This is a genomic window from Brevundimonas sp. PAMC22021 (assembly GCF_019443405.1).
GTDB lineage: Bacteria > Pseudomonadota > Alphaproteobacteria > Caulobacterales > Caulobacteraceae > Brevundimonas.
In genome coordinates, this window is the sequence record NZ_CP080376.1 from 2,732,108 (window position 1) to 2,751,556 (window position 19,449).

The window sequence follows — 19,449 nt, forward strand, 5'->3', positions numbered from 1 at the left end:
CAGGAGAAGGGAGGGCGGCTGCCCCGTCAAGCCGCTCCGCGCGGGCGCAGGACGCAGGCGCTGAGCCCCTGGTTGCGAACCGTGCCGGCCGCCGCCTGCACGCGGGCGGCGCGTCTGCGAACATAGGGTCCGGGGCTCGCCGCCTTGTAGCGACGCGGCGCCGGCAGGACGGCGGCCAGGCGTGCGGCCTCACGCGGCGAAAGGTTGCGCGCGCTCTTGCCGAACAGGCGGCGCGAGGCGGCCTCCGCGCCATAGACGCCCGGCGCGAACTCGGCGACGTTCAAATAGACCTCCATGATCCGCCGCTTGGACCAGACCGTTTCGATCAGCACGGTGTAGCCAGCCTCCAGCCCCTTGCGGATCCAGCCGCGCTGCGGCCACAGAAAGACGTTCTTGGCGGTCTGCTGGCTGATGGTCGATCCGCCCCGGATGCGGCCGCCCTCGGCGTTGTTGTCCAGCGCCTTCTCGATGGCTTCCATGTCGAAGCCCTCGTGGCTGCAGAAGCGCGCGTCCTCGCTGGCGATGGCGGCATTGACCAGGTTCGGCGAAATGTCGTTGAGGCCCCGCCAGCGATAATCCAGCCCGTCGCCCGCCACGACCCGCTGCCACATCAGGATGGTCGGCGGCGGCGGGAGCACCGCATGCAGCAGCACGCCGATGATCGGCAGCAGGCACAGGACGGCCAAGGCGATCAGGACGGCGCGCCGCCAGGAACGCTGCGGCTTCGGCTTTGCTGCGGCGGGATCGGTCATCGCCGGTCGATATCCGACACGCCCGCGCGGCCGTCCTCATCGGCCCAGGCGACGCGTGCGGCGGCGGGGCTGAGCGCCAGCGCCGTGATGGCCGCGCCCTTGTCGGCCTTGAGGAACTGCAGCCCCTGGTCGGCGGGGGCCGCGACCCAGACGCGGCCGTCGGCGAGCCCCGCCGCCACTCGCCCATGATCGGCGCAGCCGGCCACCAGATTGACCACGGTGGAGTCGTCGAAGCCGATTTCGCTCGCCTCGCGCCCCATGGGGCCGTTCGAGCCGATGAAGGGCCACATCACCACGCCCTGCGCGCCGGAGGTCGCCATCAGCTGGCCGTTCGACAGAAAGGCGACGGATCGAACCTTGCCGGGATAGCCGCCCATGCGCAGGTTCTTGGCGTCCTTCAGCCGCCAGCCGTGCAGCTGATTGTCCTGCATGGCGGTGACGACAAAGGCGCCGTCGGGCGAAAAGGCCACGGCCGTATGCGAGCCCGCCCATTTCAGCAGCACCGGCTGCTGCTTTTCGATTCGGGCGTACCACAGGGCGGCGCCGCCATAGGTGGAGGTCGCGATCCGCCGTCCCTTGGGCTCGAAGGCGACGCCGGAGACGGTGCGCTCATGGGCGAAGTCGCGGCGGAAGGCGGGATCCTTCGCATCGATCACCGCCAGCGTCCGACCATGGGAAAAGGCGATCAGGCCGGACGCGGGGGCGGCGTCGATGCTGTCGATCCACTGGTTCTTGGCCGAGGCCAGCACCACCGCATCCGCATCGCGCCGACTCCAGACCACCTGGCCATCGTCGCCGCCAGTGACCACGCCGTCTCCGAACGGATGGACGGCGGCGCACAGCACCGCCCCGTCGTGCGCCTGAACCACCGTGCGGTCGTCGAAGCGCACCGAACCGTCTCCCAGCGCGAAGACGGCGCCTGCGCGGTCGAACAGGGCGGCGGTGACCTGGGCGTCGAAGTCGAAGTTCATGAGGCAGGCGTTATCGCTTTGGGCGCGCGGCTGCAAACATGGCGTGTCTAGACCGGATGCGTCGGCTCGGGCTTGGCGGGCTGGGGCGGCGTCTGCGCCCGCACCGGCTCCTCCGGCAGCGGGATGAATTCGCCGTGGTCGGCGTCGGGCAGGCGCATGCGGCCGGCTTGCCAGTCCGCCTTGGCCGCGTCGATCCGCGCCTGGGACGAGGCGACGAAGTTCCACCAGATCAGCCGCTCGCCGACCGGTTCTCCGCCCAGCGCCATGACGGTGGAGGGCTCCAGCGCCTTGACGGTCGGCTCGGCCGTAGGCTCCAGCACCGCCATCTGACCGGCGTCGACCACCCGGTCGCCGACCTCGATCCGGCCCTTGGCGACATAGAGCGCGCGTTCGGAATAGCCGTCGCCCGACTTGCGGAAGCTGCGGCCCGGCGGCGGCGCGGTGCGCACGCCCTCGGCCAGTTCCCAATGCAGGTAGAACAGCGGCGAGTGGGTCGGCGCAGCGGCTTTGGCGCCGTAGGCCTCGCCCGCGACCAGCCGCGCGAACAGGCCCTTGTTGTCATAGGCCGGCTGGGCGTCCTCGCCGAAGTGGTGGAACGAGGGATCGGTCTCCTCGGCATGATCCGGCAGGGCGATCCAGGCCTGCATGCCGTGCATCGGCCCGCCCTTGGCCTTCTTCAGCGGATCGGTGCGCTCGGAATGGACAATGCCGCTGCCCGCCGTCATCCAGTTGACCTCGCCGGGCCGGATGGCCTGGTTCGCGCCCGTGTTGTCGTGGTGCAGGATCTCGCCCTCGAACAGATAGGTCAGGGTCGACAGGCCGATGTGCGGGTGCGGCCGCACATTGATGTTGTCGGCGCCCGGCGCGAACTCGGCCGGGCCCATCTGGTCCAGGAAGATAAAGGGCCCGACCATGCGGCGCAGGTGAAAGGGCAGCACGCGCCCGACCTCGAAGCCGCCCAGATCCTTGCGGCGCGCCTCGATCATCATCTCGATCATGGTGGGTCCCTCCAGCAGAGGGGGCGATTATCCGACGTGCGGGGTGACGATGCCAAGGGGCAGGGCGGTCACGTTCTTTACGCCGCGCGTAACGATGTGGCTTTCGCAGTCCGAGACGATGCCCAGCGCCAGCAGCTTTTCGCGCAGGAACCGGTCGAATGCGTGCATGTCGGAGGTGATGACCCGCAGCACATAGTCGTCGCGCCCGGTGACGGTCGCGCACTGCACCACCTCGGGCCAGCCGGACACGGCGGCCTCGAACGCGTCCAGGTTCTCCGACGACGGCAGCATCAGCTTGACGATGGCGTAGACCTCGAAGTCGAGCCCCAGCTTGGCCGCGTTCAGCAGGGTCACCCGCTTGGTGATCATGCCGGAGTCTTCCAGCCGCTTGATCCGCCGCCAGCAGGGCGAGGCCGACAGGCCGACCCGGTCGGCGACTTCCGCCACCGAAAGCCCGGCGTCCTGCTGCAGGATGTCCAGGATCCGGGCGTCGATGGGATCGAGTTCGTCCGCCAACGCTTCCTCCGCTTTATTATTATGGCGAAATAAAATACCCCAAATCCGTATTCTCAAAGGTCGGATTGAGCAAGCGCCCATTTGCGTGCCATGCTATCTGCACGCCTTGAGGAAACGCGTACGGATCAACCGGACGGGCTTTGAATGACCATCAAGAACACCCAACCGCTGTCGCTGCGCGTGCCGGAGCCTTCGGGACGTCCGGGCGACGCGCCGGACTTCAGTCATCTGCAGCTTGATCCCGCCGGCGTGGTGGAGCGCCCTGAGGTGTCCAGCGCGCCCTATGACATGCGCGATCACGCCTTTCGGCTGGTGCGGGTGCTGGACGACGAGGGGCGGGCCGTCGGGCCGTGGAATCCCAAGCTCGATCCCGACACCCTGCGTCGGGGGCTCAAGGCCATGATCCTGACGCGGGCGTTCGACGACCGGATGCACCGCGCCCACCGCCAGGGCAAGACCAGCTTCTACATGAAGTGCACCGGCGAAGAGGCGATCGCCGTGGCGCAAGGCATGCTGCTGAGCCGCGAGGACATGGGTTTCCCCACCTACCGCCAGCAGGGCCTCCTGATCGCGCGCGGCTATCCGCTGGCGACCATGATGAACCAGATCTATTCCAACGCCGAAGACCCGATCAAAGGCCGCCAGCTGCCGATCATGTATTCGGCCAAGGACTTCGGCTTCTTCACCATCTCGGGCAATCTGGGCACCCAGTATCCGCAGGCGGTGGGCTGGGCCATGGCCAGCGCCTATCGCGGCGACGACAAGATCGCCATCACCTGGATCGGCGACGGCTCGACGGCCGAAAGCGACTTCCACTCGGCCCTGACGTTTGCGTCCGTCTATCGGGCGCCGGTGATCCTGAACATCGTCAACAACCAGTGGGCCATTTCGTCCTTCCAGGGCATCGCGGGCGGGCTGGAGACCACCTTCGCCTCCAAGGCCATCGGCTACGGCCTGCCGGCGCTGCGGGTGGACGGCAACGACTTCCTGGCCGTCTGGGCGGCCACCGCCTGGGCCGAGGAGCGCGCACGCACCAACCAGGGGGCGACGGTGATCGAGCTGTTCACCTATCGCGGCGCCCCCCACTCGACCTCCGACGATCCCAGCCGCTACCGGCCGGGCGACGAGCACGAGAAGTGGCCGCTGGGCGATCCGCTGGAGCGGCTGCGCCAGCACCTGACCGTGATCGGCGAATGGAGCGATGACCAGCACGCCGAGGCGCTGAAGGATGCGGTCGAAGAGGTCCGCGCCGCCGCCAAGGAATCCGAAGCCATCGGCACGCTGGGCCAGTCGCGCCCCAGCGTGAAGACCATGTTCGAAGAGGTCTATGCGACCGAGGACTGGCGCCTAGTCGAACAGCGGCGCGAAGTGGGGGTTTGAGCATGACGGACCAGACCTTCACCGAGGCCGACCGCACCGACGGGCTCGAGCCCGACATGGCCGACCAGAACCATGCGCCTGCCTCGACCCCCGGCGCCGCGACGAATGGCGACGCGCCCTCCATCCAGCCCATGAACATGATCCAGGCGCTGAACTCGGCCTTGGACATCAAGATGGCCGAGGACCCGACGGTGCTCAGCTTCGGTGAGGACGCGGGCTATTTCGGCGGCGTCTTTCGCGTCACCGACAAGCTGCAGCAGAAGCACGGCCTGACCCGCAGCTTCGATGCGCCGATCTCCGAGACCGGCATCGTCGGCGCGGCCATCGGCATGGCGGCCTACGGCTTGCGTCCGGTGGTCGAGATCCAGTTCGCGGACTACATCTATCCGGCCTACGACCAGATCGTGTCGGAGGCGGCCAAGATGCGCTACCGCTCGGGCGGGCAGTTCACCTCGCCGCTGACCATCCGCAGCCCCTATGGCGGCGGCATCTTCGGCGGCCAGACGCACAGCCAGAGCCCTGAGAGCCTGTTTACCCACATCGCCGGGCTGAAGGTGGTGATTCCGTCCAACCCCTATGACGCCAAGGGCCTGCTGACCTCGGCGATCGAGGACGACGACCCGGTGGTCTTCTTCGAGCCCAAGCGTCTCTACAACGGCCCGTTCGACGGCTGGCACGAAAAGCCGGTCTCGCCGTGGAAGGCGCAGGACCTCGCCCAGGTCCCGACCGGCAAATACGTCGAGCCGATCGGCAAGGCGCGGGTGATGAAGGACGGCGGCGACGTCACCATCCTGGCCTATGGGACCATGGTCTGGGTGGCGCTGGCCGGGGCCGAGCACGCCGGCGTCGACGCCGAGGTCATCGACCTGCGCACGCTTGTGCCGCTGGACATCGAGACCATCGAGGCCAGTGTGAAGAAGACCGGCCGCTGCGTCATCGTGCACGAGGCGCCGCGCACCTCCGGCTTCGGCGGCGAGCTGTCCGCCCTGGTGCAGGAACGCTGCTTCTATCACCTGGAGGCGCCGATCGCGCGGGTTACGGGCTGGGACACGCCCTATCCGCACGCCTTCGAATGGGAATATTTCCCCGGCCCGCAACGCGTGGCCGACGCCCTGAAGTCCGTCATGAGCGGAGGACGCTGAGATGGGTCGTTTCGTCTTCAAGCTGCCCGACGTGGGCGAGGGCACGGCCGAGGCCGAACTGGTCGGATGGCACGTCAAGGTCGGCGATGTGGTGACCGAGGACCAGATCGTCGCCGATGTCATGACCGACAAGGCGACGGTGGAGATCACCGCCCCTGTCTCCGGCAAGGTCACGGCGCTGCACGGCGAGCCCGGCGCCATGGTTCCGGTGCGCGGGCCGCTGGTGGAGTTCGAGGTCGAGGGCGCGGGGAATGCGGAAGCGCCGCGGAACCCCTCCGTCACGGCGCAAGAGCGCCGCGCCACCTCCCCATCCGTCGTCGCGGACGGGGAGGAGAGGTCTGCTTCTTCTCCTCCCTACGTCAGTGGGGAGGGGGACCGCGAAGCGGTGGAGGGGCTCTCAGACATCGCATCCAACTCAACCGGAACCTATGTCTTCAAGCTGCCCGACGTAGGCGAAGGCACGGCCGAGGCGGAGCTGGTGGCCTGGCACGTCAAGGTCGGCGACAGGGTCGAGGAAGACCAGATTCTGGCCGACGTCATGACCGACAAGGCGACGGTGGAGATCACCTCGCCCGTCGCCGGCCGCGTCGTCGCCCTGCACGGAGAGGCGGGCAAGGCCTCGCCCGTCGGCGGGCCGCTGGTCACCTTCACGGTCGAGGGCGCGGGGAATGTGGCGCAGCCGGTAGCGGTCTCGGCCCCCTCCACCGCTTCGCGGTCCCCCTCCCCCGACGACGGAGGATCGCAGGTTGCGGAAACCATCGGCTCTCCCCCCTCCGGGGGGAATGCCCGCGCAGCGGGGGAAGGGGGCAGGTCCGCCCCCGCCCTGACCGGCCGCGTCGCCGGCGAACGGCCGTTGGCCTCGCCCGCCGTGCGCAACCGCGCCCGCGATCTGGGCATCGACCTGGTGTTCGTGCCCGGAACCGGCCCCGCCGGCCGCATCACCCACGAGGACCTGGACGGCTTCCTGTCACGCGGAGCGGGGGCGCCCGCCGCCGCTTCGAACCCAGGTTCCACCTACGCCCGCACGGAGGGGACCACCGAGGTCCGCATCATCGGCCTGCGCCGCAAGATCGCGGAGAAGATGGCCGAAAGCGTCCGGCGCATCCCGCACATCACCTACGTCGAGGAGATCGACGTCACCGCGCTGGAGGAGCTACGCGCGCACCTGAACGCGACGAAGTCCAAGGACCGGCCCAAGCTGAACGTCCTGCCCTTCATCGCCCGCGCCATCGTCGTCGCCCTGCGCGACCAGCCGCAGATCAACGCCACCTACGACGACGAGGCCGGCGTCCTTACCCAGCACGCCGCCGTGCACCTCGGTATCGCCGCCCAGACGCCGAACGGCCTGATGGTGCCGGTGGTCCGCCACGCCGAGGCGCGCGACCCCTACGACACCGCGCTGGAGATCGCCCGCGTCTCGGGCGCGGCCAAGGACGGCTCGGCCAAGCGCGAGGAGCTGTCCGGCTCCACCATCACCATCACCTCGCTGGGCACGCTGGGCGGCGTGGTCCACACGCCGATCATCAACCACCCCGAGGTCGCCATCGTCGGCCCCAACAAGATCGCCGAGCGGGTCGTGATAAAGGACGGCCAGATGGTGGTGCGCAAGATGATGAACCTGTCCTCAAGCTTCGATCACCGCATCGTCGATGGCCACGACGCGGCGGTGTTCGTGCAGCGCATCAAGGGCCTGCTGGAGCATCCCGCGACGCTGTGGATGGGGTGAGGCTTGTGCTTATCCTGCTGCGCGTTATTTGATATACGCAATGTATATCATGGGAGGTTGAGGTGCGTATTCTTGTGGACGCGAGCGAGGCGCAGGTCGCGGCGCTGGATGACCTCGCCAAGCGCGAGAAACAGCCGCGCGCCGTCGTGATCCGCGCCGCGATCGACGATTATGTGGCGCGCAATACCCGAAAAGCGGCTCTCGAGAATTCGTTCGGGATATGGCCCGACGGACCGGATGGTCTCGAGTTTCAAGAGAAGCTGCGCAGCGAATGGTAGCGGCGCTCTTCGACTCCAACATTCTTGTCGATCATATGCGGGGCTTTCCGCAGGCGAAGGCCGAAGTCGATCGCTATGAAGACCGCGCCATCAGCATCGTTACCTGGATCGAGATCATGGTCGGCGTGCCTGACCATCTGACCATGCCTGCCCGCGAATTTCTCGGCGAGTTCTCGGTGGTCGGGTTGGACCGTGGGGTGGCGGAGCGTGCAGTGACCATCCGAAAGTCGCACCGGTTGAAATTGCCTGATGCCGTCATCTGGGCCGCCGCCCAGACGACCGGTCGTCTGCTCGTTACGCGAAACACCAAGGATTTTCCGGTTGACGATCCGGGTGTCCGCTCTCCCTACGTCCTCTGACAGGCTTCGAATGCAGACCCTGAAGACCAAAGTCCTGATCATCGGCGCCGGCACCGGCGGCTATGTCGCGGGCATCCGTTGCGGGCAACTGGGCCTCGACACCGTGCTGGTTGACGGTGGAAGCGGCCTGGGCGGGACGTGCCTGAACGTCGGCTGCATTCCGTCCAAGGCGATCATCCATGCCGCCGGCAAGTTCGAGACCGTGGCCAAGGCGGCGGGCGGCGGCACCCTGGGCATCACGGCGGCCAAGCCGGCCATCGATCTGAAGCAGACGGTGGAGTGGAAGGACGGCATCGTCCGCAAGCTGAACAACGGCGTTTCTGCCCTGCTGAAAAAGTCCAAGGTCAAGGTGATCGCCGGCTGGGCGACCTTTTCCGACGCCAAGACCTGCACGGTGAAGACCGGCATTGATGGGAATGGGGGCGACATCACCATCACCGCCGAGCACGTCATTCTGGCCACCGGGTCCGAACCGGTCGAGCTGCCCTTCCTGCCGTTCGGCGGCGACGTGATCTCCTCCACAGAGGCGCTGAGCCTGTCGGAAGTGCCCAAGAAGCTGGTCGTCGTCGGCGGCGGCTACATCGGGCTGGAGCTGGGCATCGCCTATCGCAAGCTGGGGGCCGAGGTCGCCATCGTTGAGATGGCCGACCGTGTCCTGCCGCTGTTCGACAAGGCCCTGACCGATCCGGTGGCCAAGTGGCTGACCAACCACGGCGTGGAGCTGCATCTCGGCGCGCGGGCCGGCGGCTTCGGGGACGGGAAGCTGTCGGTCACCACCAGGGACGGCGCGCCGCTGCAGATCACCGCCGACAAGGTCCTCGTCACCGTGGGTCGCAAGCCGCGCACGCAAGGCTGGGGCCTGGAGACCATGGGCGTCGCCATGGCCGGACCGTTCGTGAAGATCGACGAACGCTGCGCCACCAGCATGCGGAACGTCTGGGCCGTGGGCGACCTGACGGGCGAGCCGATGCTGGCCCACAAGGGCTCGGCCCAGGGCGAGGTGGTGGCCGAGATCATCGCCGGACACGACCGGGTGTTCGATCCCACCACCATAGCCGCCGTCTGCTTCACCGAGCCGGAGATCGCCGCCGCCGGTCTGCTGCCGCAGGATGTCGAAGGCCGCGACGACGTGATCACGGCGGTGTTCCCCTTCGCCGCCATCGGCCGCGCCTTGGCTATTGAGGCGGGCGAGGACGGCGGCTTCGTGCGGGTGATCGCCTCCAAGGCCGATCATCGCCTGCTGGGCATCCAGGCCGTGGGCCAGCATGTGTCGGAGCTGTCCAACAGCTTTGCCCAGATGCTGGAGATGGGCGCGGTGCTGGAGGACGTGGCGGGAACCATCCACGTCCACCCCACTCTGGGGGAAGCCTTCCACGAGGCGTCGCTGCGCGCGCTGGGACACGCCATTCATATTTGAGCGCTATGCTCGCGACGCGGTCGCTCGCGGCTTGAGCGCGAGCAGGGGCGCTCGTCACTGACAGGCCCGACCCTAGGGGCGCAACGCCGGCCCGTGGCTCCGGCGGGCGAGGGGCCCCTGCGACATCGTGGATCATGAAGCTTTCTTCATGTTTGTGGCGATGGCGTTGCACGCCTGTGTCGCCCGGTTAAGGTTCGCCCCAACGATTTTCCGGAGGAACCTGCCCCATGCGTCGCGTCGCGCCCCTAGTCGCCCTGGCCGCCTTGTTGGCCCCCACCACGCCGGTCTGGGCCTTCAGCCCCGCCGCGCCGGCTCAGGCCGCATCCACACAGGCCGCAGCGCCCGGCCTGCAGGCGGCGCCGACCTCGGCCCTGGTGGGCGAGGTGGACATTCCCTATTCCAAGTTCACCCTGGACAACGGCCTGACCGTGCTGGTGCACGAAGACCGCAAGGCGCCGGTCGTCGCCGTGTCCGTCTGGTACAACGTCGGCTCCAAGGACGAGCCGCAGGGCCGCACGGGCTTCGCCCATCTGTTCGAACACCTGATGTTCGGCGGATCGGAGAATGCGCCCGGCAGCTATTTCACGCCGATGCGCAACGCCGGCGCGACCGACATGAACGGCACGACCTGGTTCGACCGCACCAACTATTTCGAAACGGTGCCGACGCCCGCGCTTGAGCAGACCCTGTTCCTGGAAAGCGACCGCATGGGCTACATGCTCGGCGCCATCAGCCAGGAAACGCTCGATCTGCAACGCGGCGTTGTTCAGAACGAGAAGCGCCAGGGCGACAACCAGCCGTACGGCCTGAACCAGTACAAGCAGCTGGAGGCCCTGTTCCCGGAAGGCCACCCCTACCGTCACTCGACCATCGGCTCGATGGCCGACCTGGACGCCGCCTCGATGCAGACGGTGCGCGACTGGTTCACCGACAACTATGGCCCCAACAACGCCGTGCTGGTGCTGGCCGGCGACATCAACGAGGCCGAGGCGCGCCGCCTGACCGAGAAGTATTTCGGCCCCATCGCGCGCGGTCCGGTGAATACGCCGGCCGAGGCGCCGGTGCCCAGCCTCGAGGCGCCGCTCAGCGAGACCGTTCACGACCGGGTGGCCAATGCCCGGATCGAGATGAGCTGGGCCGTGCCCGGCATGCTGGACGCCGATGCGGTGCCACTGTCGGTCGGCGCCGCCGTGCTGGGCGGCCTGGCGTCCTCGCGCCTCGACAATGAACTGGTGCGCGGCGACCAGTCGGCCGTGTCGGTCAGCGCCTCCAACGGCGCCTTCCACCGCGTCGGCATGTTCGAGGTCACCGCCAATGTGAAACCCGGCCAGGACCCCAAGGCGGTCGAGGCGCGCACCCGGCAGGTGCTGGACCGCCTGATCGCCGAAGGCCCGACCCAGGCCGAGGTGGACCGCGTCGTGACGCAGTACGTCTCGGGCCGCATCCAGGGGCTGGAGCAGGTCGGCGGCTTCGGCGGCAAGGCCGTGGCCCTGGCGGAAGGCCAGCTCTATGCCGGCGATCCCGAGCACTACAAGAAGGAGCTGGCGGCCTATGCGGCGGTGACTCCGGCCCAGGTGCAGGCGGCGATGCGCAAGTGGCTGAGCCGCCCGGTCTATACGCTGACCACCCTGCCTGGCGAACGCGAGGCCTATGTCGAGGCCGCGGCGGCCCCGTCGGGCGCCAACCGCGAACCGGCGGCCGAAATCCAGCGCAAGCCCCGCATGCCGCAGCCCGAGATCGGCCAGGTCGCCGACCTCGACTTCCCCGACGTCCAGCGCACGCGCCTCTCGAACGGCATCGAGGTCGTCTACGCCCAGCGCGACGCCGTGCCGGTGACGCGCATGGCGGTGGACTTCAACGCCGGCATCGCCGCCGACGCGCCGGACGGCCTGGGTCAGCAAAGCCTGATGCTGGACCTGCTGGACGAGGCCACCACGACGCTGGACGCCAATCAGCTGGCCGAGGCCGAAGAGGCGCTGGGCGCGAGCATCAACGCCGCCGCATCGATGGACCGCTCCACCGTGTCGCTGACGGCGCTGTCGGCCAATCTCCAGCCCTCGGTGGCCCTGATGGCGGATGTGATCAAGAACCCGGCCTTTGCGCCGGCCGAGGTCGAGCGCCTGAAGGCGCAGCGTCTTTCGGCCATCTCGGCCGAGCTGACCAACCCCAACGCCCTGGCGATGCGGGCCCTGCCGGCGATCCTCTATGGCGAGGCCTCGCCCTATGGCCGCTCCTTCACCGGCAGCGGCACGGCCGACAGCATCTCGCCGGTCACGCGCGAGCAGCTGCTGGCGGTCAAGGACGCCTGGATCCGACCGGACAACGCCAAGATCTTCGTGGTGTCCGATCGTCCTCTGGCCGAGCTGACGCCGGTGCTCGAGGCGCAGTTCGGTCAGTGGTCGGTCCCGTCCGCGCCGAAGGGCGCCAAGTCCTTCGACGGCGCGATTCCGGCCGCCACGCCGCGCATCGTCCTGATCGACCGGCCCCAGTCGCCGCAGTCGCTGATCATGGGCGGCTCGGTTCTGGACGTTTCGGGTTCGGACGATCTGCTGACCCTGAATGCGGCCAACAACGTCGTGGGCGCCGACTTCCTGTCGCGCATCAACACCGACCTGCGCGAGACCAAGGGCTGGTCCTATGGGGTGCGCGCCAGCGTCAACACGCTGGAGAACCGCTCGCCCTACTTCGTGACCGCTCCGGTCCAGGCCAACCAGACCGGGCCGGCGATCACCGCGCTGCTGACCCAGTACAACGACTTCATCGGCGGCAAGGGCGTCACCCCGCAGGAGCTGGAGCGCACGGTCAACGGCAATACGCGCCAGCTGGCCGGCGGCTTCGAGACCTCGGGCGCGGTGCTGGCCGCCCTGCGGTCGAACGACCTCTACAAGCGTCCGGACACCTATCAGGAGACCATCGCCAGCCGCACCAAGGCCCTGACGGCGGCTGAGATGGACGCCGCCATCAAGGCGACGATCGATCCGTCGGAGTTCGTCTGGGTGGTCGTCGGCGACGCCTCGGTGGTCAAGCCGCAGCTCGACGCCCTGGGCCTGCCGGTCGAGGTGCGTCAGGCCGGCGCCCAGTAGGCCGGTTCCTCGACGCCCATGAAGAAAGGCCCGGAGATCGCTCTCCGGGCCTTTTTTGGTGTTCGGAAGGTTTGCGCCTCAGTCCAGCGTCGCGCCGGTGGTGCGCATGATCTCGGCGCGCAGCTCGGGCAGACCCTCGCCCTTCTCCGACGAGGTGAGGATCACGGCGGGAAAAGCGGCTGGGCGCTTGGCGATGGCCTTCAGCGTCGCCGCCGCCACCGCTTCGCCCTCGCCCTTCTTCAGCTTGTCACCCTTGGTCAGCACGATCTGATAGGAGACGGCGGCGAGATCGAGCGCGTCCAGCGCCTCGCCGTCCACCGCCTTCAGGCCGTGGCGGCTGTCGATCAGCAGATAGACCCGCTTCAGCGTCACCCGCCCGCGCAGATAGTCGCGGCCCAGGTCCTGGAACTTGCGCGTCGCGGCCTTGGACGCCTTGGCGAAACCATAGCCGGGCAGATCGACCAGCCGCATGCGGCCGTCCAGGTCGAAGAAGTTGACCTCTCGCGTGCGGCCCGGCTCGTTGGAGGCGCGCGCCAGCTTGTGCATGCCGACCAGGCCGTTGATCAGGCTGGACTTGCCGACGTTGGAGCGGCCGGCGAAGGCGATTTCCGGCAGGTCCGGATCGGGCAGCTGCTCGATCTTGGCGGCGCCCATGACAAAGGTCGCCGGGCGCTGGAACAGGACGCGCGCCTGTTCCAGCTCGTCTTCGGAGAAGTCGCTCACGCGGCCTTCGTCTTCGGCGACTTCAGGCGCGCGATGAAACTGTCGATCGGGTTCTCGGCGCCGAAGCGGTGCATGATGATGTACTGCTGCAAGATCGACAGGATGGTGCTCCACACCCAGTAGATCAGGACGCCGGCCGGCGAGGGCGCCAGCACAAAGGCCAGCACCACGGGCATCAGGGCGAAGATGCGCCGCTGCATCGGATCGGGCACGGCCGGGTTCATCGCCTGCTGCAGCCACATGGTGATCCCGTACAGGATCGGCAGCAGACCAATGTGCGCCGGCCCGTTCAGGAAGGCGCCGATCAGCGGCACGGTCGCCGGGTCATAGGGCAGCAGGCCGAACAGGTTCCAGATCGTCGAATGGTCGCGCGCCGACAGGTCACGAATCCAGCCGAAGAAGGGCTGGTGCCGCATCTCGATGGTCACGAAAAGCACCTTGTAGAGCGCAAAGAAGATCGGGATCTGCACCAGGATCGGCAGGCAGCCGGCGACCGGATTGATCTTCTCGCGCTGGTACAGGGCCATGGTCTCCTGCTGCTGCTTCTGCGGGTCGGAGCCGTGCTTCTTCTTGATCTCCTCCATCTTGGGCTGGAGGTTGCGCATCTTGGACATGCTCTCGTAGCTCTTGTTGGCGAGCGGGAAGAGCAGCAGCTTGACCAGAACGGTCAGCGCCAGGATGGCCAGGCCGAAGTTGCCCAGCAGCTGGAAGAAGAACTCCACCACCATGAAGATGGGGCGGGTCAGGAACCAGAACATGCCCCAGTCGATGGCGTAGACGAAGCGCGGCAGGTTCAGATCCTGCTCATAGCCTTTCAGGATCTCGTTGCGCTTGGCGCCGGCGAACAGGCGCTGCGTCTCGGTGACGCTGGCGCCCGGCTGGATGGTGCGGGTCGCGCCCAGGACGTTGGCTTCGTGCTGGTTGGCGCCGTCAGGATCGCGCACGCGGAACTCGGCCGACACCTGCTCGGTCTGCGGCGGGATCAGCGCGGCCATCCAGTATTTGTCGGTGATGCCCAGCCAGCCGCCGGTGGAGGTCTCCTGGATGCGGGCTTTGCCCTGCCAGTCCTTGTACTTGTACTGATCGGTGGCGTAGCGGCCCGGCTGGCCGAACACGCCGATTGCGCCCTCGTGCAGGATCATTTGCTTGCCAAGATCTGCGGGCACGCCCTGGCGCTGGACCGAACCATAGGGGGCGATGGTCATCGGCTGGGTTCCCAGGTTCTGCACCGTGTCGGCGACGGTGAACATGTACTGGTCGTCGATCGCGATCACGCGGGTAAAGCGCAGGCCCTGGCCGTTGTCCCAGGTCAGGGTGACGGGCGAGGTGGGCGTAAGCGTCGATCCGGCCGTCAGCCGCCAAGGCGTGTTCGGGCCCGGCACGCCGCCCGCGACATTGGGGCCGGTCCAGCCGAACTGGGCGAAATAGGCGTGCTCCATGCCCTGCGGGCGGAACAGCTCGACCGGCGGGCTGTCGGCGTCCAGCGTCTCGCGGTAGCGGACCAGGAACAGGTCGTCGATGCGCCCGCCCTGAAGCGACAGCGAACCGCGCAGCGTCGGCGTCTGGATCGGCACGCGGGCGCCGGCGCCCAGGGCCTGGGTCCGGTCCGTGACGAAGATGGCGCTCTCGGGCCGAAGCGCCGTGTTGGAGGCGTCCGACGCCGCCTCGCTCTGCTGTTCGGCGGCGGCCAGCTGATTGGCGCGGCGCACCTCGGCCTGCGGGCGCAGGACGGTGAACCAGTACAGGCCCAGGATCAGGGCCGACGCCACGATAAAGATGATCGTGTTGCGCGAATTCTCGTTTTTCATCGGGGTCGGGCATCCGGGCCGCCGGAGGGGCGGCCATGCGGCCGGGAGGCCGGGTCCTTGGGGCTCGCCAGCCTTGTAAGGACGGTTTTCACATCGTCAAGCAAACGGTCCCAGTCGCGCTCGGCCGTGCCCATCCGCGCGATGAACACATAGTCGCATCCCGCCTTGCCATGGACCGGCAAAAGGGCGCGGGCGGCCTCGCGCAGGCGGCGCTTGCAGCGGTTGCGGACTACGGCGCCGCCGACCTTGCGGGTAGCGGTGAAGCCCAGGCCGACGTGGGCCGAGCCGTCACGGCGATCCAGCCTCTGGATCACCACGCCGCCGCGCGCCTCGGAAACGCCTTTGGCGGCCGCCAGGAACTGGGGCCGCCGCAGCAGACGTTTGATCTGTAGGGTCTCGCTCATGCGCGTCCTGATCCGGACGCGGGGGCGCTTACGCCGTCAGGCGCTTGCGGCCCTTGGCGCGACGGCGCGCAACGATCTTCTGGCCGTTCTTGGTGGCCATCCGCGCGCGGAAACCGTGACGGCGCTTGCGCACGAGTCGGGACGGCTGATAGGTCCGCTTCACGGTCGGCTCCTGACGTTAAAAGGTTGAGCGGCGGGCAAAAAGGCTCCGTCGCGGGAAGGGCGGGCGTATAAGTCGCATGTTGACGCGAGTCAACGCCGCGGACGAATCTTCGAGGGAGCGGGGCATCCTATGACGCAGCGATCGGCGAGGGAATGGGGACTGCGGCTCTTGCCGCTGGTCGCCATCGCCGGCCTGGTCGTCGCCTTCTTCGCCCTGGGCCTGAACCGCTGGCTGTCGATGGAGATGATCCGCGAGCACGGGCTGGGGCTGCAGGCCTATGCGCGGACGCATTTCTGGATCGCGCTTCTGGTCTTTGTCGGCGTCTATGCGCTGGCCACCGCCTCGACCATTCCCGGTCCGGTGTTCCTGACCCTACTCGGCGGGCTGATGTTCGGGCCGTGGATCGGGGCGCTGGCGCAGGCGACGGGCGCCACGATCGGCTCGGTCGTCATCTATTATGTGTACCGCACCTCGATCGGCACTTGGCTGAGGGCCAAGCTCGCCAGCGACGCGGGGCTGATGGACCGGCTGGCGAGGGGACTGGATCGCAACGCCTTCACCACCCTTTTGACGCTGCGGCTGATCCCGAGCGTGCCGTTCGTGCTGATCAACGCCACGGCCGGCATGATGGCCGTGCCGATCCGGCCGTATGTGGTCGCCACCTTTGTCGGCCTCCTGCCGTCCACCACCATCTACACCTGGATCGGCTCGGAGCTGGGCGAACTGTTGCGACGCGGCGTGCGGCCGGACCTCGATCTGCTGTTGCACCAGTTCTTCTGGCCGCTGATGGGGGTGGTGTTCCTGTCGCTGCTGCTGCCGGTGGGCATCCGCCTGGTGCAGATGGCGCGCGGCCGGCGTGGGGTGCAGCCGGCGTGAGGGCGCTGTTCCAGCGCATCGCCGCCGGGTTGAAGCCGGATGGGCTGTCGGCGCGGCTGCTGCTGCTGACGGTGGTTTTCACCCTGGCGGTGGAGGTGCTGATCGTCGCGCCCAACGCCTCGGCCTTCCATGAGCGATGGCTGCAGGATCGACTGCAGGCGGCGGAGCTGGCGTCGGTGGGCGTCGAGGCCCTGCCCTACAGCGCGGTGGAGGACGACACGGCGGCCGAGCTGATGCGGATCGGCGGGGTGCAGGCGGTGGCCCTGACGGAAGAGGGGGTGCGCCGCCTTCTGCTGCAGGCGCCAAACCTGCCGCGCGCGCCCGAGCTGATCGACCTGCGCCGCCAGGACACAGTGGCGCGGCTGGCCGATCCGTGGCGAACCCTGGTCGGGCACCCGGACCGGTCGCTGCGGGTGCAGGCGCGGCCCCGCTATCGATCGGGCGATTTCATCGAGATCGTCACCCCGGCCGAGCCGCTGAAGCAGGAGCTGCGGGCCTTTCTGCTGAACAGCCTGCTGGTGTCGCTGCTGATCTCGGCCACGGCCGGCGCCCTGCTGTATCTGTGTCTGGCCCTGCTGGTGCTGCGGCCGCTGCGGCGGGTGACCCGCTCGATCGAGCATTTCGCCGCCGATCCGGAAAGCCAGCCGGACGCGCCGTCGGATCGCCACGACGAAATCGGCCGGGTCGAGCGCGAGCTGGCGCGCATGCAGGAAGAGGTGCGCCAGTCCCTGCGCTCGCGCGCGCGGCTGGTGGCGCTGGGCGAGGCGGTGGCCAAGATCAACCACGACCTCGGCAACATGCTGGCCTCGGCCCAGATGACGTCCGAGCGCCTGGCCGCCTCGCCCGATCCGCAGGTGGCCAAGGTGCTGCCGCGGCTGGAGCGGGCGCTAGGCAGGGCCGCGGCCCTGACGGCCAATGTGCTGCAGTACGGCAAGAGCGAGGAGCCGCCCCCGCAGAAAACGCGCGTGCCCCTGGACGCCGCCTTGGCCGGCGCCGCCGAGGACGCGGGCCTGATGTCCGGCGGCGTGCGGCTAAAGGCCGAGGTTCCGGCCCGCTTCGTGCTGAAGGCGGACGGTGATCAGCTGCACCGCATCCTTGTCAATCTGATGCGCAACGCCCGTCAGGCCATCGAGGGCGACGCCGCCCGTTCAGCCGATCGGCGCGGACGCGGCGTCATCACCGTCACCGCGCGTGGCGAGGACGGCTTCTGCGTGCTGCGCATCGCCGACGATGGACCCGGCATCCCGCCGCGCCTGGCCGAGCGGCTGTTCGAACCCTTCGTCAGCGGCCGCGCCTCGGAGGGCACCGGCCTCGGCCTCACCATCTCGCGCGAGCTGGCCGCGCTTCACGGCGGCGACCTGCGGCTGGTGGAAAGCGGCCCGACAGGCGCGGCGTTCGAACTGCGCCTGCCGGGCTGAGCCGTCCGGTCAGGCGGCCTTCAGCGTCGCCATGTCGATCACATAGCGGAAGCGCACCTCGCCGTTCTCGACCTTGGTGTAGGCGTCGTTGACGTCCTTGATGTCGATGATCTCGACTTCGGGGGCGATGCCGTTCTCGGCGCAGAAGTCGAGCACGTCCTGCGTTTCCTTGAGGTTGCCGATCAAGGAGCCCGCCACGCTCTGGCGCGATCCGGCCAGCTTCATGTTGTCCACGCCGTCGACGACGTCGAGGTTGCCGACCACCACAAAGGTCGCGTCGCGCTTCAGCAGGTCCAGCAACGGACCCACTTCATGCTTCTCCGGCACGGTCGAAAGGATCAGGTCGAAGGAGGCGGCGAGCGGCGTCAGCGACGTCTTGTCCGTCTCGACATAGGCGGCGTCGGCGCCGAGCGACTTGGCCAGCTCGATCTTCTCGGGCGTGGAGGTCAGCACGGTCACTTCCGCGCCCAATCCCTTGGCGAGCTTCAGCGCCATGTGGCCGAGGCCGCCGAAGCCCAGGATCGCGACCTTGTCGCCCGCCTTCACGCCCCAGTGCTTCATCGGGGAAAAGGTGGTCACGCCCGCGCACAGGATCGGCGCCGCCGCCTTGGGATCGAGACCCTCGGGGATGCGCAGCACGAAATCCTCAGGCACCACCACCACGTCGGAATAGCCGCCAAAGGTGTTGTCGCGGCCGTACATGTTGGAGCCGTCCTCGGTCATGCCCTTGGGCGTCATCGGACCGTTGTAGGTGGCCAGCCAGCTGTTCGGACCGGCGCAGTAGTTCTGGTCGCCCGCCTGGCACGGCTCGCACTGGCGACAGCTGTCGATCATGCAGCCGACGCCGACCATGTCGCCTTCCTTGAAGCGGCTGGCCTCGGAGCCCGTCGACTTGATGCGACCGACGATCTCGTGGCCCGGAATGCAGGGGTAAACGGTGTTCTTCCACTCGTTTTTCACCTGGTGAATGTCGGAGTGACACACGCCGGTATAGAGGACCTCGATCACCACCTCGTTCGGCTTGGGATCGTCGCGCTCGAACTCCATGCGTTCGAGTTTGGCCTGCGCGGCCTTGGCGCCGTAGCCGACGGACTGGATCATTGGGGAACTCCGCTGAAAGGATCAGCGCGTCTAACCCCGAAAAACCGCCTCTAGTTCCAACGGCTTGGCTTACTCCAGCCCGTCCGTGGTCACGATAAAGGGGCGGCTCTCGGCCTTCGCGGCGGCGGCCAGTTCGTCCTGCACCAGATGCCAGCGGCGCACCCGCTCGTAATCGATGGCGTGCTGGGGCGCGGCGTTCAGCCAGTCCTGGAAGGTTTCCATCTGCCCGCGCGCATCGGGCGCGCCGGGTTGAGGCAGGCTGGGCACGTCGGGCAGGACGCGCGCCACCTCGGGTGGGATCGGATAGTCGCCTGACGAGGTCGCAAGGATCATG

General features: G+C 68.0%; 19 protein-coding genes. 9 read left to right on the plus strand and 10 right to left on the minus strand.

The genetic code is table 11. From position 1 onward, the window contains the following. Window positions 1-26: 26 nt before the first annotated feature. From mtgA to KY493_RS13480, 4 genes are read right to left on the minus strand one after another with little or no spacing between them, the layout of a single operon-like run. Window positions 27-752 carry a monofunctional biosynthetic peptidoglycan transglycosylase gene (mtgA, locus tag KY493_RS13465; protein WP_219896826.1) on the minus strand — a complete coding sequence of 242 codons (726 nt, stop codon included), beginning with the start codon at window positions 750-752 and terminating at the stop codon, window positions 27-29. Continuing rightward, window positions 749-1,723, minus strand: coding sequence for a WD40 repeat domain-containing protein (locus tag KY493_RS13470; protein WP_219896827.1), 975 nt, complete (start codon window positions 1,721-1,723; stop codon window positions 749-751). The genes mtgA and KY493_RS13470 overlap by 4 nt, the downstream gene beginning before the upstream one ends. Before the next feature lie 47 nt (window positions 1,724-1,770). Then, window positions 1,771-2,721 carry a pirin family protein gene (locus KY493_RS13475; protein WP_219896828.1) on the minus strand — a complete coding sequence of 317 codons (951 nt, stop codon included), beginning with the start codon at window positions 2,719-2,721 and terminating at the stop codon, window positions 1,771-1,773. Window positions 2,722-2,748: 27 nt separating this feature from the next. Next, window positions 2,749-3,237, minus strand: coding sequence for an Lrp/AsnC family transcriptional regulator (locus KY493_RS13480; RefSeq protein ID WP_219896829.1), 489 nt, complete (start codon window positions 3,235-3,237; stop codon window positions 2,749-2,751). A gap of 144 nt (window positions 3,238-3,381) precedes the next feature. Between KY493_RS13480 and KY493_RS13485 the strand changes: the two genes are divergently transcribed. From KY493_RS13485 to KY493_RS13515, 7 genes are all read left to right on the plus strand, one after another. Next, complete coding sequence (locus KY493_RS13485) at window positions 3,382-4,617, plus strand: thiamine pyrophosphate-dependent enzyme (protein ID WP_219896830.1); 1,236 nt, start codon at window positions 3,382-3,384, stop codon at window positions 4,615-4,617. A gap of 131 nt (window positions 4,618-4,748) precedes the next feature. After that, window positions 4,749-5,759, plus strand: a complete 1,011-nt coding sequence (locus KY493_RS13490) for an alpha-ketoacid dehydrogenase subunit beta (RefSeq protein ID WP_370627386.1) — start codon at window positions 4,749-4,751, stop codon at window positions 5,757-5,759. Between the two features lies 1 nt (window position 5,760). Further along, entirely contained in the window at window positions 5,761-7,485 is a 1,725-nt protein-coding gene (locus KY493_RS13495) for a 2-oxo acid dehydrogenase subunit E2 (protein ID WP_219896832.1), read from the plus strand. Window positions 7,486-7,547: 62 nt separating this feature from the next. Continuing rightward, entirely contained in the window at window positions 7,548-7,763 is a 216-nt protein-coding gene (locus KY493_RS13500; RefSeq protein WP_219896833.1) for a ribbon-helix-helix domain-containing protein, read from the plus strand. Further along, a complete protein-coding gene (locus tag KY493_RS13505) occupies window positions 7,757-8,122 on the plus strand; it encodes a type II toxin-antitoxin system VapC family toxin (RefSeq protein WP_219896834.1) in 366 nt (121 codons plus the stop codon). The genes KY493_RS13500 and KY493_RS13505 overlap by 7 nt, the downstream gene beginning before the upstream one ends. 10 nt (window positions 8,123-8,132) lie before the next feature. Further along, complete coding sequence (gene lpdA, locus KY493_RS13510; protein ID WP_219896835.1) at window positions 8,133-9,539, plus strand: dihydrolipoyl dehydrogenase; 1,407 nt, start codon at window positions 8,133-8,135, stop codon at window positions 9,537-9,539. A gap of 227 nt (window positions 9,540-9,766) precedes the next feature. Further along, window positions 9,767-12,622, plus strand: a complete 2,856-nt coding sequence (locus KY493_RS13515) for a pitrilysin family protein (RefSeq protein ID WP_219896836.1) — start codon at window positions 9,767-9,769, stop codon at window positions 12,620-12,622. A gap of 78 nt (window positions 12,623-12,700) precedes the next feature. Here KY493_RS13515 and yihA read toward each other — a convergent pair whose 3' ends face one another. The 4 genes from yihA to rpmH are packed head-to-tail and all read right to left on the minus strand — an operon-like array spanning window position 12,701 to window position 15,720. Next, a complete protein-coding gene (gene yihA, locus KY493_RS13520; protein ID WP_219896837.1) occupies window positions 12,701-13,345 on the minus strand; it encodes a ribosome biogenesis GTP-binding protein YihA/YsxC in 645 nt (214 codons plus the stop codon). Continuing rightward, the gene (yidC, locus tag KY493_RS13525) at window positions 13,342-15,153 is read right to left on the minus strand and encodes a membrane protein insertase YidC (RefSeq protein WP_219896838.1); all 1,812 of its coding nucleotides are present in this window, start codon (window positions 15,151-15,153) and stop codon (window positions 13,342-13,344) included. Before yidC ends, yihA begins: the two co-directional genes overlap by 4 nt. Then, entirely contained in the window at window positions 15,150-15,557 is a 408-nt protein-coding gene (gene rnpA, locus KY493_RS13530) for a ribonuclease P protein component (RefSeq protein ID WP_219896839.1), read from the minus strand. Before rnpA ends, yidC begins: the two co-directional genes overlap by 4 nt. Window positions 15,558-15,585: 28 nt before the next feature. Further along, window positions 15,586-15,720 carry a 50S ribosomal protein L34 gene (gene rpmH, locus KY493_RS13535; RefSeq protein ID WP_125255230.1) on the minus strand — a complete coding sequence of 45 codons (135 nt, stop codon included), beginning with the start codon at window positions 15,718-15,720 and terminating at the stop codon, window positions 15,586-15,588. A gap of 129 nt (window positions 15,721-15,849) precedes the next feature. Here rpmH and KY493_RS13540 point away from each other — a divergent pair, with 129 nt between their 5' ends. Further along, window positions 15,850-16,596, plus strand: coding sequence for a TVP38/TMEM64 family protein (locus KY493_RS13540; RefSeq protein WP_219896840.1), 747 nt, complete (start codon window positions 15,850-15,852; stop codon window positions 16,594-16,596). After that, complete coding sequence (locus tag KY493_RS13545) at window positions 16,593-18,014, plus strand: sensor histidine kinase (RefSeq protein WP_219896841.1); 1,422 nt, start codon at window positions 16,593-16,595, stop codon at window positions 18,012-18,014. Before KY493_RS13540 ends, KY493_RS13545 begins: the two co-directional genes overlap by 4 nt. A 9-nt stretch (window positions 18,015-18,023) precedes the next feature. Here the strand turns inward: KY493_RS13545 and KY493_RS13550 are convergent, their stop codons facing one another. Next, window positions 18,024-19,115 carry an NAD(P)-dependent alcohol dehydrogenase gene (locus KY493_RS13550; RefSeq protein ID WP_219896842.1) on the minus strand — a complete coding sequence of 364 codons (1,092 nt, stop codon included), beginning with the start codon at window positions 19,113-19,115 and terminating at the stop codon, window positions 18,024-18,026. A gap of 69 nt (window positions 19,116-19,184) precedes the next feature. Further along, window positions 19,185-19,448, minus strand: coding sequence for a hypothetical protein (locus tag KY493_RS13555; RefSeq protein ID WP_219896843.1), 264 nt, complete (start codon window positions 19,446-19,448; stop codon window positions 19,185-19,187). Window position 19,449 lies beyond the last annotated feature (1 nt).

Excerpts from the sequence above, each read along its gene's own strand:
- rnpA (WP_219896839.1), bottom strand. The coding sequence starts at position 15,557 with ATGAGCGAGACCCTACAGATCAAACGTCTGCTGCGGCGGCCCCAGTTC.
- mtgA (WP_219896826.1), bottom strand. The coding sequence starts at position 752 with ATGACCGATCCCGCCGCAGCAAAGCCGAAGCCGCAGCGTTCCTGGCGG.
- KY493_RS13470 (WP_219896827.1), bottom strand. The coding sequence starts at position 1,723 with ATGAACTTCGACTTCGACGCCCAGGTCACCGCCGCCCTGTTCGACCGC.
- yidC (WP_219896838.1), bottom strand. The coding sequence starts at position 15,153 with ATGAAAAACGAGAATTCGCGCAACACGATCATCTTTATCGTGGCGTCG.
- KY493_RS13540 (WP_219896840.1), top strand. The coding sequence starts at position 15,850 with ATGACGCAGCGATCGGCGAGGGAATGGGGACTGCGGCTCTTGCCGCTG.
- lpdA (WP_219896835.1), top strand. The coding sequence starts at position 8,133 with ATGCAGACCCTGAAGACCAAAGTCCTGATCATCGGCGCCGGCACCGGC.
- KY493_RS13555 (WP_219896843.1), bottom strand. The coding sequence starts at position 19,448 with ATGATCCTTGCGACCTCGTCAGGCGACTATCCGATCCCACCCGAGGTG.
- KY493_RS13550 (WP_219896842.1), bottom strand. The coding sequence starts at position 19,115 with ATGATCCAGTCCGTCGGCTACGGCGCCAAGGCCGCGCAGGCCAAACTC.
- KY493_RS13515 (WP_219896836.1), top strand. The coding sequence starts at position 9,767 with ATGCGTCGCGTCGCGCCCCTAGTCGCCCTGGCCGCCTTGTTGGCCCCC.
- KY493_RS13495 (WP_219896832.1), top strand. The coding sequence starts at position 5,761 with ATGGGTCGTTTCGTCTTCAAGCTGCCCGACGTGGGCGAGGGCACGGCC.
- KY493_RS13490 (WP_370627386.1), top strand. The coding sequence starts at position 4,749 with ATGAACATGATCCAGGCGCTGAACTCGGCCTTGGACATCAAGATGGCC.
- KY493_RS13505 (WP_219896834.1), top strand. The coding sequence starts at position 7,757 with ATGGTAGCGGCGCTCTTCGACTCCAACATTCTTGTCGATCATATGCGG.
- KY493_RS13475 (WP_219896828.1), bottom strand. The coding sequence starts at position 2,721 with ATGATCGAGATGATGATCGAGGCGCGCCGCAAGGATCTGGGCGGCTTC.
- KY493_RS13485 (WP_219896830.1), top strand. The coding sequence starts at position 3,382 with ATGACCATCAAGAACACCCAACCGCTGTCGCTGCGCGTGCCGGAGCCT.